Source organism: Liquorilactobacillus oeni DSM 19972, from assembly GCF_001436275.1.
Classification (GTDB): domain Bacteria; phylum Bacillota; class Bacilli; order Lactobacillales; family Lactobacillaceae; genus Liquorilactobacillus; species Liquorilactobacillus oeni.
Window position 1 is genome coordinate 63,785 of sequence record NZ_AZEH01000020.1, and the last position, 15,141, is coordinate 78,925.

Annotated in this window: 14 protein-coding genes and 1 riboswitch; of the genes, 5 read left to right on the forward strand and 9 right to left on the reverse strand. The window is 38.0% G+C overall.

Features of this window, described 5'->3' with window-relative positions; all coding sequences use genetic code 11:
- Positions 1–8: 8 nt before the first annotated feature.
- The 3 genes from FD46_RS01420 to FD46_RS01430 form a co-directional block, all read right to left on the reverse strand.
- On the reverse strand, positions 9–482 hold the full coding sequence (locus FD46_RS01420) for a hypothetical protein (RefSeq protein WP_057895405.1): 474 nt from the start codon (positions 480–482) through the stop codon (positions 9–11).
- Between the two features lie 62 nt (positions 483–544).
- On the reverse strand, positions 545–982 hold the full coding sequence (locus FD46_RS01425; RefSeq protein ID WP_057895406.1) for a Fur family transcriptional regulator: 438 nt from the start codon (positions 980–982) through the stop codon (positions 545–547).
- A gap of 76 nt (positions 983–1,058) precedes the next feature.
- Positions 1,059–1,616, reverse strand: coding sequence for a guanylate kinase (locus FD46_RS01430; RefSeq protein ID WP_057895407.1), 558 nt, complete (start codon positions 1,614–1,616; stop codon positions 1,059–1,061).
- A 131-nt stretch (positions 1,617–1,747) separates the two neighbouring features.
- On the opposite strand from FD46_RS01430, the gene FD46_RS10440 reads away from it, so the two are divergent.
- The 5 genes from FD46_RS10440 (at position 1,748) to FD46_RS01450 (ending at position 7,951) form a co-directional block, all read left to right on the forward strand.
- Positions 1,748–1,924 (forward strand): hypothetical protein, encoded by a 177-nt coding sequence (locus FD46_RS10440; RefSeq protein WP_169790348.1) that lies wholly within the window; start codon positions 1,748–1,750, stop codon positions 1,922–1,924.
- A gap of 582 nt (positions 1,925–2,506) precedes the next feature.
- Positions 2,507–3,895: an APC family permease gene (locus FD46_RS01435; RefSeq protein WP_057895408.1), complete on the forward strand. Its 1,389-nt coding sequence runs from the start codon at positions 2,507–2,509 to the stop codon at positions 3,893–3,895.
- A gap of 132 nt (positions 3,896–4,027) precedes the next feature.
- Entirely contained in the window at positions 4,028–6,460 is a 2,433-nt protein-coding gene (locus FD46_RS01440; protein ID WP_057895409.1) for a Xaa-Pro dipeptidyl-peptidase, read from the forward strand.
- A gap of 65 nt (positions 6,461–6,525) precedes the next feature.
- Positions 6,526–7,431, forward strand: coding sequence for a proline-specific peptidase family protein (locus FD46_RS01445; protein ID WP_057895410.1), 906 nt, complete (start codon positions 6,526–6,528; stop codon positions 7,429–7,431).
- 124 nt (positions 7,432–7,555) lie between these two features.
- Entirely contained in the window at positions 7,556–7,951 is a 396-nt protein-coding gene (locus FD46_RS01450) for a VOC family protein (protein WP_057895411.1), read from the forward strand.
- 252 nt (positions 7,952–8,203) lie between these two features.
- Here the strand turns inward: FD46_RS01450 and FD46_RS01455 are convergent, their stop codons facing one another.
- From FD46_RS01455 to FD46_RS01480, 6 genes are all read right to left on the reverse strand, one after another.
- Positions 8,204–8,695: a QueT transporter family protein gene (locus tag FD46_RS01455; RefSeq protein WP_057895412.1), complete on the reverse strand. Its 492-nt coding sequence runs from the start codon at positions 8,693–8,695 to the stop codon at positions 8,204–8,206.
- Between the two features lie 9 nt (positions 8,696–8,704).
- A riboswitch (PreQ1 riboswitch) is annotated at positions 8,705–8,752 on the reverse strand.
- Between the two features lie 508 nt (positions 8,753–9,260).
- A complete protein-coding gene (locus tag FD46_RS01460) occupies positions 9,261–11,741 on the reverse strand; it encodes a GH25 family lysozyme (protein WP_057895413.1) in 2,481 nt (826 codons plus the stop codon).
- Between the two features lie 202 nt (positions 11,742–11,943).
- A complete protein-coding gene (locus tag FD46_RS01465; RefSeq protein ID WP_057895414.1) occupies positions 11,944–12,933 on the reverse strand; it encodes an aldo/keto reductase in 990 nt (329 codons plus the stop codon).
- 81 nt (positions 12,934–13,014) lie between these two features.
- Complete coding sequence (locus FD46_RS01470) at positions 13,015–13,872, reverse strand: Cof-type HAD-IIB family hydrolase (RefSeq protein ID WP_057895415.1); 858 nt, start codon at positions 13,870–13,872, stop codon at positions 13,015–13,017.
- A 17-nt stretch (positions 13,873–13,889) separates the two neighbouring features.
- On the reverse strand, positions 13,890–14,612 hold the full coding sequence (locus tag FD46_RS01475) for a TerC family protein (protein ID WP_057895416.1): 723 nt from the start codon (positions 14,610–14,612) through the stop codon (positions 13,890–13,892).
- Between the two features lie 79 nt (positions 14,613–14,691).
- Complete coding sequence (locus FD46_RS01480; protein WP_057895417.1) at positions 14,692–15,105, reverse strand: helix-turn-helix domain-containing protein; 414 nt, start codon at positions 15,103–15,105, stop codon at positions 14,692–14,694.
- Between the last annotated feature and the right edge of the window lie 36 nt (positions 15,106–15,141).

The window sequence follows — 15,141 nt, forward strand, 5'->3', positions numbered from 1 at the left end:
AGAACCTCCTATTCTGCCGTAGTGTCTTGGGCGCTTGACGAAGCATCATTATTTTGTCTTGCGCTTTGTTCATTGTTTTGACTTTGTGTGCTGCTGCTTTCTTCACCATCTTGATTTTCACTTTGAGAGGAGCTTCTTGAACTGGAAGAAGAGCTTGAAGATGATTGAACAGAGCTTTGATCTTCAGCAGTTTCACTTGCCGATGTTTCTGAAGTAGTTTCTTGGGACTCTTCTTCAGAAGAAGAGGAGTCTGACAACGAAGAACTAAGTTCACTTTCTGAAGAAGATGGTCTGCTTTCAGAACTTGTTTCTTGTGAACTTTTTGGACCTGACACTGAACTGACAGCAGAAGACTGCTGAACTACAGGACGGCCTTCATTAGTCTTAGTTGCTGTGTTCACGGCAACATTAGTAGCCCCTAACGCCAAAACAACTGACATCACGGCGAAGGGTGTAATAAAGGGTGGTGTCCGATATGCCATTTCATCCCTTCCTTTCTTAATTTTGAATTTATCTAATTATACCCAAAAAGTATTCCGAAAAACTATGCATTTGAATTCTCTTTGGCTATTCTTATACAATCAGCACAAATTCCATAAAGCTCAAAATGATGTCCATCGATTTTGCAACCCGGCAACTGCTCTTCAAAGAAGTCGAGCGGACACATTTGAACTTCTTGCACTTTTCCACACCTTTTGCAGATAAAATGATGATGATGATGTACAAAGTCACACTGATACTTTACGCTGGCATTGCCATCACGTATCCTGTGTTCAATAATTCCGATTTCCTCAAATTCCTTAATATTACGATAAATTGTATTATGGCTCATACCCGGATATATTTTATGCATGTATTTATCTACTGCAGAAATAGTAACGTATTGCTCTTGAAAATGACTTAGATAATCCAATAGGCTTCGCCGCTGTTTTGTAATTTTATAATTGTTTTTTTGCAGTAATTTAATAGCAACTTCAATCATAGTCATCCTCCGTTCAAATAATAATAATTACCATTACACAACAGTATATCATAAACCACTATGTTACAATATCAATTTAAAAACCACTTTGCTGCAACTGTAATTTTATTTCTTCCTTGGTTTTTTCCCAGTTGTCATTCAGGATAATTTCACAAAAGCTTCTCAGCTGCTGGGGCATCTGCATATCCCGAACAGCTTCTTTACTTCTTAAACGCCTCTGAGCTATTTCTTCTTTTTCTCCTCTTTTCAAGATACGTTTGTTAAAAATTTCTTTGTCAGTAACCGCAACATACCAAAAAATAACTTTTTCAGTTAAAAGCTTTTGCCGATAAGCAAGCACTCCTTTTGTATCCAGCACAATCACTGCCTTGTCATTTTTTCCCCAGGTGTTTAGTAAACTTTCCACTGAAGAACCATAAAGGTTACCGTCATATTGGATATATTCAAGATATTGTCTTTGAAAAAAACTTTCTTTAGTTTCAAAATAATAATCTATTCCGTTTTTTTCTCCTCTTCTTTTACGCCGTGTAGTATGTGTGAGAACACGAGAAAAACTGTATTTTTTCTCCAAATAATGTTGAATGGTAGTCTTACCGGCACCGGAACCACCACAAAGTACAAGTAATTTTCTCATTTTTTCTCATTTCCTCCTCGATGCATAATAATTGAAAAAATACAGAATAAGCATAAAATAAAAATTGTAAGCGCTAAGCGCAGTTTGCTGAAACGCTATTTTTATTATAGTTTTAAAGGAGGAATTTGACCATGAATTTTGGTTCTTATAACAAAAAATGGTACTCCATTGGGCTTAATACTGATAAACAACTTTTTATTGCACGTTCAAAAGAAAGACCTGAACTTTTTGCTGAAAGTATTACAATTCAACAAGCTATTGCAAAACTTGAAGATTTAGTTACTCTAAGAAAACACGCTCTCAACTAATTCTAAATTTTTAAAAAGTAATTTAAGTCCAACATTTATAGCAGAAATTTTTATATAGTAACTGCTATAAAGAGTACAGAAACTAATAAATGGGGCTGCTGTCAAAAGATAATTTTGGCAGCAGCCCTAATTTTATCTCAATGAGAGTATGACATAAGTCGGTAAAATTTGAATACTAACAAAAAATTACGAACATAGCGAGTAATTTGCTGTGAGTAATTCGAGGTTAGACGGAAAATTTTGACTTATGGAACACGTTTATCCGGAATAAGTAGAGGAACTAGGCTAAAATTTAATTTTTGACCCAGCCCCTAATTTTATCTCAATACTCCTGGTAATCAGCTTTAAAATGCAAACCTGTTAATATCTGGATTCATTTCAACAATCACTTTTTAGAAGCTCTGTACTTAAATGAGATAACTATCATTTTAGCTTCCAGACTTTCCCTACTAAGTTAAAAGTCTACTTAAGAATCCTAACTAAAGAGGGGGTTAATTTTAATTTTCAAATTTAATTGACATCCTGCTCTAATTTTGTATATTATCAAGGGCGTATATTTATTTTAAAAAAGGAGTTGAGTTTGTGAATCTATGGACTAGAATTTTCAAAAAAGAAAGTTTGTCACGCTACTTGGCAAAAGATAGGCGCTTAATCAAAAGTATGAACGGTTTTGATTTGATCGCCTTGGGGGTTGGGGCTGTAATCGGTGCTGGTATTTTTGTTCTTCCTGGAACAGTAGCAGCACTTCATACAGGACCGGGTATTGTCCTTTCATTTATACTGGCCGCAATTGTTTGTTCAACTGCTGCAATGTGCTACGCGGAATTTTCTTCTGCCTTGCCGATTGCAGGGAGCGCCTATTCTTTCGGAAATGTTGTTTTCGGTGAAATTATCGGCTGGTTCTTGGGCTGGGCTTTAATCTTAGAGTATATGCTCGCTGTTGCTGCTGTTTCAACCAGCTGGGCGGCTTACTTTAATTCTTTACTTGCAGGTTTTGGAATCCATCTTCCAAGGGCAGTCAGCGGATACTTTGATCCTGCTAATGGCACTTATGTAAATATTATCGCTATTCTTGTTGTTTTCCTTATCTCATTTATTCTTTCAAAAGGTGTCAAAACTTCGATCAGGCTTAATAATATTATCGTAGTTATTAAAATTGCTATTATTTTTATCTTTCTTTTAGTTGGTTTCTTTTATGTAAAACCTGCTAATTGGAGTCCTTTCTTGCCATTCGGCAGCAATGGTGTTTTAACCGGAGCCTCTCTTGTCTTTTTCGCTTACTTGGGATTTGATGCTATCTCCGCTTCAGCTGCTGAAGTTAAGGAACCGCATAAAAATATGCCTCTTGGTATTATCGGAACTCTGGTAATCTGTACTATTTTGTATACACTTGTCTCTATTGTATTAACCGGCATGGTTTCATATAAAAGATTAAATGTTGCTGATCCGGTAGCATTTGCATTGCGGGTTGTCCACCAAAATTGGATCGCTGGAATTATTTCTCTTGGAGCCCTAGCAGGAATGTTTACCATGATGGTTACAATGATCTACAGTAGCTCACGTTTAATTTATTCAATCGGGCGTGATGGTCTGCTTCCAAAAGCTCTAGGAAAAATTGATTCCAAACACCATACACCGAATAACAGCATGCTTGTAGTTACTATCATCATCGCTTTCATGGGAGGCTTTGTTTCTTTGAACCAGCTCACAAACTTGGTAAACATCGGTACTTTGATCGCCTTTACCTTCATTTCACTGGGCGTCTTACCTCTTCGTAAAAGAAAGGATATTCCAAATGATGGCTTTAAAGTGCCATTTTATCCCGTACTTCCTCTAATTTCGTTTGGGCTTTGTGTTTTCATGTTGACAAAATTGCCTTCTGAGACTTGGATCGCTTCAATTATCTGGTTTGTAATAGGAATGGGAATCTATTTTACCTATGGTATTAAACATAGTCAGTTAACCAAATAATCTATTTGACCTTATCCCAAAAATACCCTGCAGCTTAGGGTATTTTTGGTTTTTTTATTACAATAATCCTCTATGTGCGCTTTTGTTAGAGTATAATCAGACAATGAAGTATTTGACCAGGAGGAATAAAACATGCACAATAATCAATTTGCGCGGCTTAAAGTCCCGTACGCACAAAAAATAGCAGAACTACGTGCTATCCATTACATTAACGATGAACTGCTCCAAGAGAAAAATCTAAATCAAGTTTGGCAAAAGCTATTGGAAAAGGCCTTTCCACAAGCTCGTACCCAAGCGACAAAAAAACAAAAGGCTGAATCCTTGCTGGCAACCGATAAACAGAATGTAACTGAATTTTTGGAAAGGGACGAGCTCTCTTTAAAAGCTTTTTATAATGTTGCGTTACAGTTACTGGGCTTTTTACCCGAAGAGGACTTTTCATTTGCTGATCCGTTAAAAGATATGGAAAAAATCGGATTGTACTATGCTAATCGGCTGGCTACCAGACAAGACCTTTTAGCTGCTTGGTATGATCTGCTTTGCACCCACACAAAAAACGGGTTGCTCTTTCTCGATGAGTTGGCTGCGCAAGGCTATTTTACCTCTTTTATTGGCAGCTGCTCTTCTCCCCTTTTTTTTAACGGCAAAGCACAACCCGTTTTCGATACGACTAAGTTGATCTATGAAACAGTCTATGTAGAAACAGACTTGGATACTGATCAAGATAGTGCTTTAGACTTACTTAAAGTTAATTATATTCGACCCAGTGAAACTGAAAGCGGGCTAAAAGTCCCTGCAATTTATACTGCGAGCCCTTATAATCAAGGTACAAATGATCAAGAAGCGGATAAACTGATGCATTGCATGGCAACTCCTCTTCTTCATAAAGTTCCTCGAGCAATCGATTACTCCAAAATCAAATATCATGCTCCAAGTCGGAAATTACCGGCACATAGGAAAATAAAGGGGCAGACTTTAAAACCAGAAGAATCTTTTAGTAATGAATTTTCTTATACTTTGAATGATTACTTGCTGGCGCGCGGATTTGCTGCAGTCTATGCAGCTGGTATCGGCACCAAAGATTCTGATGGTGTCCGCACTTGCGGTTCACCGGCCGAAACAGCTTCCACAATAGCAGTTGTTGAGTGGTTGAATGGAAAACGGACAGCCTTCACGAATAAGTCTGATCAGATCGCAATCAAGGCTTGGTGGTGTAACGGTGCAGTTGCTATGACCGGAAAATCTTATTTAGGAACACTTGCAACAGCCGCCGCAACCACCGGTGTTTCAGGACTAAAAACCATTATTTCTGAAGCAGCAATTTCCAGTTGGTACGATTATTATCGAGAAGGCGGGCTTGTGGCTGCTCCCGGTGGTTTTCCCGGAGAAGATGCCGATGTATTGGCGCTTGAATGCTTCAGCCGAAAAAAACAGGCAGGTGATTACTTAAAAGTTAAGGATAACTTTTCAAAAATACTTTCACAAATCAGTAGTGAACAAGACCGCAGCAGTGGCAACTATAACACTTTCTGGGATGCTCGTAATTACCTTAAGGATACCAAAAATGTTACTGCAGATATCCTGATGGTGCATGGCTTGAATGATTGGAATGTTAAACCCAAAAACGTATATAACTTGTGGCAGGCACTTAAAAACAGGCCTATAACACAAAAACTTATTCTGCATCAGGGAAAGCACATTTACATCAATAATTTTCGCTCACTTGATTTTACTGACATAGCTAATCTCTGGTTATCCTTTAAGCTCTACCAGGTCGATAATCATGCTGATAAACTGCTGCCTGATGTAATTGTCCAAGACAATCTGAAACCTGAAAAGTGGACCGGGTATGCAGACTGGGAAAAACCTGAAGAGAAAAAAGAAACTTTCTGGCTGCAGCCTCACGAGTTAACTACTGTAAAGACTGCAGTCCGCTCCGGAGCAGCAACTTTTAAAGACCATCTAAGCCCTGAAACTTTTGATCACTATCAAAAAAACACTACTGCTTGGAGAAGAGATCTGCTTATAGTTGAGAACTCGCCTTTAAAAAATAATTGTTTGCTGTTTAGAACACCTGCTTTTTCAAACGATCTTCTTCTGCGCGGTACACCCGAAATTTCTGTAAATGTTGCTGTTAATAAGGACCATGGAATGTTGAGCTTTATGCTGGTTGATTACGGAAATGCTAAAAGATTAGGAACGGTTCCGCAAATTGTGGCACGCAAAGCTTTAGATCGTGGCTATCAATGGCAAAAAGAAGATCTGGTAGAATTTGAATTGGCAAAAACTACACCATGGAAAATGATTTCACTAGGCCATATTAACTTGCAGAATCGGCACAACACGTGGCAAAATGACGAACTGGATCCGAATAAATTCTATACAGTAAACCTTACTTTACAGCCGATCTTTTATCATCTCAATAAGGGTCATCAGCTCGGTTTGGTAGTTTATTCTACTGATTTTGGAATCACAGTTAGGCCTAACGAGGACCTTGCATACTCACTGCAATTCGGTAGCAGCTGCTTGAAAATTCAAGTAGTAAATCCTGAACTTGGAGAGTAGTCCCTAGTTTTATCCACTCTTTAAGTGCTATTATTAAATTAAACTTTAAGAAACCAGGTGTAAAAATGAAACAAGGAACAACAATCCTGACTTTGGATAATGGCTACCATTTGTGGACCCATACAGAAGGTCACGGTAAGATACAATTACTCTGTCTTCACGGCGGCCCAGGGGGTAATCACGAGTACTACGAGAATTTTGCTGAAAAATTAGCGGACCTTGGAGTGCAGGTTTCAATGTACGATCAACTCGGTTCTTGGTACTCTGATCAGCCCGACTTCACTAAACAGGAAAATATCGATAAGTTTCTAAATATGGATTATTTTATTGATGAAGTCGAAGAAGTTCGACAAAAGTTAGGGTTAGATAACTTTTATCTTATCGGTCAGTCATGGGGCGGAATCCTTACTCAAGAATATGCACTTAAATATCCAAAACATCTTAAGGGTATTATTATCTCGAGCATGACTGATAATATTGATGAATACGTGGCAAATGTCAATGCAATTCGCGAAAAAGAATTTTCCGCTGACGAATTAGCCTTCATGAAAGACTGTGAAGCTAAAAATGATTATGCAAACGAGCGCTATCAAAAATTAATAGATGCCTTAAACCGAGGCTATGTTGATCGGAAGCAGCCGCCGGCAATTTCCCACTTAACAAACACTATGGCAACGCCCGTTTACAATTACTTCCAAGGTGATAACGAATTCGTTGTTACTGGCAAAATGAAGGGTTGGGATCGTCGTAACGATATCCATAAAATCAATGTTCCTACCTTAATTACCTATGGTGAACACGAAACAATGCCGCTGGCAACTGCTCGGCGGATGGCGAGCGTCATTCCCCATGCACGTCTTGAAACAACACCAAATGGCGGCCACCATCATATGATTGATAATGCACCTGTATATTTTGCACACTTAAAAAAGTTTCTTGCAGATGTTGAAGATGGAACCTTTAATGACTGATTCATATACAGCTAAACCCTTTTAGCTAGGGTATTCTTATTTTATTTTACAAATTAAGGATAAAATACTTACATTAAGGACGGGTGATCACAGTTGCCCGTCTTTTTTATTAAGGAAGGTCTTTATGAATATTAAACGAATTGATCACATTGTACTGACAGTTACTGACATCGCACGTACACTTCGTTTTTATCACGAAGTTTTTGACATGCCGATTATTGCCAAAGGACAAACAACTGGCTGCGTACGCTGCGGCCATCAGCTAATCGAGTTCCAACTTTCTGAACAACCGCAAGAACTGGCAGCTCAAAATCCGACTACTGGATCCGCTGCAATTTGTATTATCACAGCGGATCCGCTAGAAAATGTCATTAATCATTTAGCAAGCTATTATGTCCCAGTAATTGCCGGACCATTAGAAAAGAAAGGCTCAGAGGGGAAAATGACTTCAATTTATATTAAGGATTATGACCAAAATCTACTGGAAATTGCGAGCTACCGCAAATTTAAAAATTGCTAACTGGCAGTTAAAAAGGGATTGGATCAAAAATTAACTTTTGATCCAATCCCTCTGTTTTAAACTGAAGTATGCAAATCAACGTATTTCAATAGTCAATTTCTAGCTTAACCACGGAATTACCCGTAGTCAAAAATTCAGACTATACTCGTAATTCACAGTTAATGCTCAAAATCTAACGACTATTGGCGCCCTGCACACAATTACCAAAGTGTCACATATCATATAGCTTTTGTTCGTTATAAAGCTGCTTTGTTAACTTTTAAGGTCAATCCGGTAACTAATAATCCCGATCACAATCGCGCCTAAGATAACCGAAATGAATTCTCCGATAGCAACGGTCAGATAAGTTGCCCAAAAGGGAGCATTACTGATGAAATAGAGTTCGAGTGCAACACTCCAAGAAGAAAGCGCACAAACAATCACGCTGATTACAAGCTTTCCCACCTTTGAACTAACATGACGGCTAAGCAAATAACTGATTCCTGTCATCATCAGTGTTCCGAGAGAACCGAAAATAACATCTAATGCGCCTAAACTGGACCAAAGATTTGCAATTACACAGCCGATAGTTAAAGCCCAAATATAGCGCTTATTAAAAACTGCCAGGTTATTAAGCATTTCAGATAAACGCAGCTGGATAGGGCCATAGCTCCAGGGGATAAACGCAACCGTTAAAACAACGTAAAGTGCAGCAACCAGACCGGCCTTAATCAGTCCAGCCGTTTTTTGGTGAGTATTTTCCAATTTGAAAACTTCTTTCTAGTTTTTTATTACGGTGGGATGTTTGCGAACCACCATTTTACATAACGAAACTGATTATACCAAACATTCGCCAAATACAAAAGTTTGTTAAGGCTCATGTTCTTTAAAAATAAAAAATTACAAAGCTTAAAAACTGTAGCTGCCATAATTAATTTTAAACATAGCAACCTGTCTTTTAAAAACAGCAACATAAAATTTTATGAATTGGATTAATTATGTGTGCAAAACAAATGAGTTTTTAGCTCGCAAGACTATGACTATGAGCCCAAATTAATTTAAAAAAGGGCAACATCTTGAGTACCAACGATAAATTACAAAAAGAATTTAAGTTTAACTATATTTGCAGCTCATAATTAAATGAAGAGAACTGATTACTAAAACACGTTAATACAGATATTGTAAGTAAAATAGTACAAAGGACTAAGCCAAAACGTAATTTTTGACTCAGCCCTTTGCAGTTAACGACTATATAATTTAAAGACAGCCTCTATAACTATTAATTTATCAAGCCATAACATAATTTGATAATCAAACTTTCTTTTCTATCTTAACTATGAGAAATCAAAGCGCCGGTTGAATTATCAAAATAGTATGTAATACCATTTATTTTGTGCTGACCATAAACTTTGTATCCTAAGGAATCATAATAATAAGTCGTTTTAGTATTACTCAAGTAGACAAATTTGTTTCTAACTTGAGCTCCATTACTTGGATCAAAATAAGTCCACTTGCCTCCAATTAGCTGTTCTCCATAAAGCATGTGTCCTTGGGCATTGTAATAGACCTCTTTATTTTGGGAACCAATCCACTTAAAGCCCGTAACCATCGACCCATTACCTTCGTTAAAGTAGTACCAGTTATTATTGAGTTTTTGCTGCCCATAGAGCATGTGTCCTTGGGCATTGTAATAGACCTCTTTGTTTTGAGAGCCAATCCACTTAAAGCCCGTAACCATCGACCCATTACCTTCGTTAAAGTAGTACCAGTTATTATTGAGCTTCTGCTGCCCATAGAGCATGTGTCCTTGGGCATTATAATAGACCTCTTTGTTTTGAGAGCCAATCCATTTAAAGCCTGTAACCATCGACCCATTACCTTCGTTAAAGTAGTACCAGTTATTATTAAGCCTTTGCTGGCCATAAAGCATGTAACCCGTAGGATCATAGTAAACAGTCTTATGATTGTTGCTCAAATAAACAAACTTGTCTCTAGCTTGAGCTCCATTGCTTGGGTCAAAGTAAGTCCATCTATTATTAATCTTTTGTTCTCCATAAAGCATGTGTCCTTGAACATTATAATAGACCTCTTTATTTTGAGAGCCAATCCACTTAAAGCCCGTAACCATCGACCCATTACCTTCGTTAAAGTAGTACCAGTTATTATTGAGCCTTTGCTGGCCATAGAGCATGTAACCCGTAGGATCATAGTAAACCGTCTTATGATTGTTGCTTAAATAAACAAACTTGTCTCTAGCTTGAGCTCCATTGCTCGAATCAAAGTAAGTCCATCCATTATTAATCTTTTGTTCTCCATAAAGCATGTGTCCTTGAGCATTATAATAGACCTCTTTATTTTGAGATCCAATCCATTTAAAACCAGTGACCATTATGCCGGTATTATCATCAAAATAATACCAGTTATTATTGATTTTTTGCTGACCGTAAACTTTTTTATCAATATTATTGTAATATACTGTTTTGCCGTTTTCAGACTTAAAACCCTCGTAAGTCAGCAATCCCTTATAATCAATCGAGGCATCTACATATCCGCTGTACCCGGGAATTTTCACTTGAGAACTATCCTGCCAGCCACCATATTGCGTATTCCACAGGTCGTCTGCAGCAGGTTGATATGGATATTGTGCAAGCCAGACTTTTGAAGCGCCGACAGTGCTCGTCACGCTATTAAGATACTCATAATAGCGACCTACATATACTGCATGGTCATTATAGCCATAAGAGCTGACAGCACTCCAAAAACTCATTAAGTTATTATAAATATCAGCCGATAATGTAGAACTATCTTCAATGTCAGCGAAAACTCTGGTACTTTTGGAAAGGTCCAAGCTGTTCATGATACTTGCAAAGTGAAGACCCTCTTCTCGTCCATCAATTGTACTATTAAAAGTCGCATAATGATAAACCATCACGCCTAAACCAGCGTTTTGCGCATACCTGATTTCTTGTTGCGCATAAGGATTAGTATAGCTGGTTCCTTGAGTCAACTTAACAATAACAGTCTTGACACCCTTTTGTTTTAAGGTATTGAAGTTTGCCTGTGTCATATTGCTTTGATATGAAGAAACATCCACAGCATCTACCCGTGGGCGGTTGGAATCACCAACTGTCCAAGTATCACAAGACTGTACGCTGTACAAAGCTATCAGAGGCACAGTAGGGGCAGCCGATTCGTCAGTTGTTTGGCTATCTTGAGAAACGCTGCTACTTTCAGCTTTTACCGAAGTTGAAGATATATCTTCCTGAGCACTTGCAGAAGATACATCTGCTGTCTTAGAATCGCTCTCAACACTTGAAGAAGAGTTGCTTGCTGATGTTTGACTATTTACAATATCCTCAGAAGAACTGACTTTCCCCGAGGATGTCTCACTATGTATTGCCGAGCTGGCATCTGATTCATCAGCTGCCGTTGAACTTGAAACTTTATCAGCAGCTGAAGTCTGACTACTTTCTTGAGATGTCGACGGTGTTTTGGCTGTTTCAGATTCTGATACAGTTTGCTCACTTGAAACAGCCGAACCACTGGCTGAATTAGCAGAAATCGTGCTGCTTTCTTGCGCAGTATACTCAGTTGTTCCTTCTGTGGAAGAAGAACCAACGGAAGTCAAGCTGGCATCTTTTTGATTCTGGGCAACGGAAGATACAAGCTCAGGCGCAGAATCAGCCCTTACAGGTTGTGCAAACAAAACTCCTGAAGTTAAAGCCAATGCCGCCACACTTGAAACAACATAATTCTTTTTTTTACGGATTCTTTTTTCACGTAATAATTTTTTGATCTTCTTTGGTTTCACTTTGTTTCCCCTTTGGTCGCTAATTCGCCCTTTACTAAACAGATGTAGGTATCTATCATTTACTATCGGTGGATTTCACGTTTTTTTAACATTTTTATAAAATAAAAAATAACGAGAAACATCCCCTCGTTATTTTAACAAAAAACTTTGTAAATTTTAAGCACTTTTTAATCTTTTTTGACATACTTCCAATTCAAAAAAATTACTGCAAGATTCTTTCCAAATAATCCAGCTCATCTTTAGAGAAATTCATATTCTTAACTGCTTTTAAGTTATCTTCCAAATGCTGCAGACTGGTGGTACCGATAATCACACTAGCCACAACCTGCTTGCGTAATAACCAAGCTAGTGCCATTTGTGAAAGACTCTGCCCGCGTTTTTTGGCTAAACCATTAAGTTTGCGCAATTTTTCTTCAACTTTTTGAGTTCCTTGGTCAAAAACTGCTTGGCTGGTCCGATGTATCTTAAATCCTGCTGGAATTTTCTCCAAGTAACGATCACTTAACAAACCTTCAGCTAACGGACCATAAGCAACCAGCCCTTTATGCTCATCTTCAAGTACCTTCAACAGATTATCTTTTTCAGCGTCTCTGTTTAACATATTATAAGAAACCTGGTTAACTGTAAACGGTGTTCCCAAATCCTTAAAAATCTCAGCCGCACGCTTAGTTTGTTCACTATCAAAATTTGAAATACCTATATAAAGCGCCTTTCCTTCACGGACTACTTGGTCAAGTGCTTGAAGCGATTCAAACAGATCCGTTTTAGGATCAAAACGATGCGCATAATAGATATCCACATAATCTGTGCCTAGACGTTGCAGACTATGGTCGATCGATTGCAAAATCTTTTTTCGCGAAAGAAACTCCCCAAAAGGACCTGGCCCAGTTCGAAAGCCGACTTTAGTAGTAACAACCAGTTCATCACGGTATTGTTTTAATTCATCTTTCAGTAAAGTTCCCAAGAAGGCCTCTGCTGATCCTACTTCAGGTGAACCGTAACGGTCTGCACAATCAAAACTGAAAATTCCATGATCAAATGCTTTTAAAATTAATTTCTTACGGTCATACGCTGGACTGCTGCTGTCAAAGTGGTGCCATAAACCCAGTGAAATAATTGGCAGAGACAGTCCTGTGTTTCCCACTTGCCTAAGCGGTAAACGGTCATATCTTTCAGTATCAGCATTATACATACGTCTCATTTCCCTTCTTAAATTCCATTGCACTACTGGTTGCGTTTTCAAAAACAGTCAAAACACGCCTTGAATCTAACACTATACAGTTCTTTTAAAGCCTAAACTCTCTTGGCTTGCTTGCGGCAAAACAAACTTTTTTATAACTTCGGCTACAGCACTATGGTTATTATCGCACTTTGTAATATAGTCTGCTTCATCTTTGACAAACTGTAATCCATTTTGAACTGAAACTCCCAGTCCTGCTTTACGGATCATCGCAAGATCATTACTATTGTCCCCAATTGCAACAATTTCTTCAGCCTTAATTCCTAGTTTTTCCCCAAGTGCTAGGATAGCTTGTCCCTTATCTGCTGCAGCCGGATTAAACTCAACATAACGGCCTGAAGAAAAAGTAATATTTAGCGAAAAAGGAAATTTTTCGGTAATTTCTCTTTTGACTCTCTTTCTTTTGCTGCTTTCAGGAACACTGAAAATGACTTTCACTAATCTTTCACTTCGCAAATGTGAAATATCGGGTTCTTTTAAGTCAATCCACCCATTAATCCTGCCGCTCAGATAATCAATTTCTTCTTGTTTAATATTCCAAATAAATAGTTTATCTAGGGTATACACATGCACACAATAGTGTGCTGCAACCCCTAGCTTAAAAAGTACCTCTACTACATCAAAGGGCATTTCGTTAACGACCATGGCCTTATTATGATAATTTTCTATAATCGCACCGCCATTAAAGGAAATAACATAAGCATCCTTCCTTTGGTAAAGCCCCAGTTGCCGTAAATTAGCTTGCACTGTTAAAAAATTACGTCCCGTATTCGGTACAAAATATACCCCTTGTGCAAGTGCTTCTTTTATTGCCTGCACGTTCTCAACAGTAATCTGTTTTTCATCAGTTAATAAAGTTTCATCCAAATCACACGTTATCATCCGATACATCTTTTCACCAACCCTATCTAACGTCGAATTCTATTAATAACTAAAGTTAATAAAATAGCTGCAAGTACAATACCTGCAAACCACACAGCTGGAATTTCGATTCCAATAAATGGAACCGACAAAAAAAGTTTGACAGCAATCAACGCAATTAATGCATATGCCATAACTTCCAGTTCAGGAATGATTTCCATCAATCTGATAATAATTTCTGCGATTCCACGCATACAAAGAATTCCAATCATTCCACCGATCAAAACAATTACCGGATTATTTGAAATTGCTAAAGAAGCTAGGACTGAGTCAATTGAAAAAACAATATCCATCATTTCAATTGAAATAACAACTGACCAAAACAATGGCAAAACTCTTCTTTTTTTTGCCCGCTTCTTAGTGTTTGCTGGATGGACGATATGATAAAAGTGCATTACTGACAAGTACATCAAATACCCTGCACCTAAAACCTTAATCTCCCAAAAATTGATTAAGTACGTACCTATTCCAATTATCAGGAAACGAAAGACATATGCACCCCATAACCCATAAAACAACGACTTTTCTTGCTGCTTTTTATCTGGTAATACCTTAGTTTGTGCTGCAAGTACAATCGCATTGTCAACAGAAAGCAAGCATTCGATTAGAGCTAGTGACAAAATTACCATCCAGTCACTGCCCGACTCGATAACTGTCGTCCAATTATTCACATCAAAAAAAGGACCGTAAAGCTTTGAAATGATATCCAAAAAAGTATCTCCCCTCTAAAATTAGATAGTTGCCCTACCAATTTTAGCATAGAAAATTTCCAGGTAAAAACTTTTTATTTTAATCCAAAGGCAAAGTAACACTCTCATCTGCCAAGTTGTCATTATCCTTACTTTTTTGAAAATGTTTGCCTTGAAGATATCCTTTAACTATTCCATAAACCGCAGCACGTTCTTTCCCAGATAAACGATGTCCCTCAAGTACAAGCTGATTATTCAAGGCAAAAATATCTGATAAGTCAAGTACCTGAGAATTACGGCCAACCATAAAATCAAGCGAAACGTTAAAAAAGCGGGCCAGCTTATAAACCTCTAGATATGAAGGAGTATTAATACCCCGCTCCCAACTGCCTATTTGCGGTCCCGTGTTAGGACGCTCATCCGTTTCAGTATCCATTTTGTTCAGCCTTGCAGCCAGTTCTGCAAGTGTAAGCCCGCGTCCTGTACGTAGGGCTTTTAGTTGTTCTGGAAACATTCAGATCACTCCCTTGAATTAGGAATTACACCTTAT

Excerpts from the sequence above, each read along its gene's own strand:
- FD46_RS01480 (WP_057895417.1), bottom strand. The coding sequence starts at position 15,105 with ATGTTTCCAGAACAACTAAAAGCCCTACGTACAGGACGCGGGCTTACA.
- FD46_RS01425 (WP_057895406.1), bottom strand. The coding sequence starts at position 982 with ATGATTGAAGTTGCTATTAAATTACTGCAAAAAAACAATTATAAAATT.
- FD46_RS01445 (WP_057895410.1), top strand. The coding sequence starts at position 6,526 with ATGAAACAAGGAACAACAATCCTGACTTTGGATAATGGCTACCATTTG.
- FD46_RS01440 (WP_057895409.1), top strand. The coding sequence starts at position 4,028 with ATGCACAATAATCAATTTGCGCGGCTTAAAGTCCCGTACGCACAAAAA.
- FD46_RS01470 (WP_057895415.1), bottom strand. The coding sequence starts at position 13,872 with ATGTATCGGATGATAACGTGTGATTTGGATGAAACTTTATTAACTGAT.
- FD46_RS10440 (WP_169790348.1), top strand. The coding sequence starts at position 1,748 with ATGAATTTTGGTTCTTATAACAAAAAATGGTACTCCATTGGGCTTAAT.
- FD46_RS01430 (WP_057895407.1), bottom strand. The coding sequence starts at position 1,616 with ATGAGAAAATTACTTGTACTTTGTGGTGGTTCCGGTGCCGGTAAGACT.
- FD46_RS01450 (WP_057895411.1), top strand. The coding sequence starts at position 7,556 with ATGAATATTAAACGAATTGATCACATTGTACTGACAGTTACTGACATC.
- FD46_RS01420 (WP_057895405.1), bottom strand. The coding sequence starts at position 482 with ATGGCATATCGGACACCACCCTTTATTACACCCTTCGCCGTGATGTCA.
- FD46_RS01465 (WP_057895414.1), bottom strand. The coding sequence starts at position 12,933 with ATGTATAATGCTGATACTGAAAGATATGACCGTTTACCGCTTAGGCAA.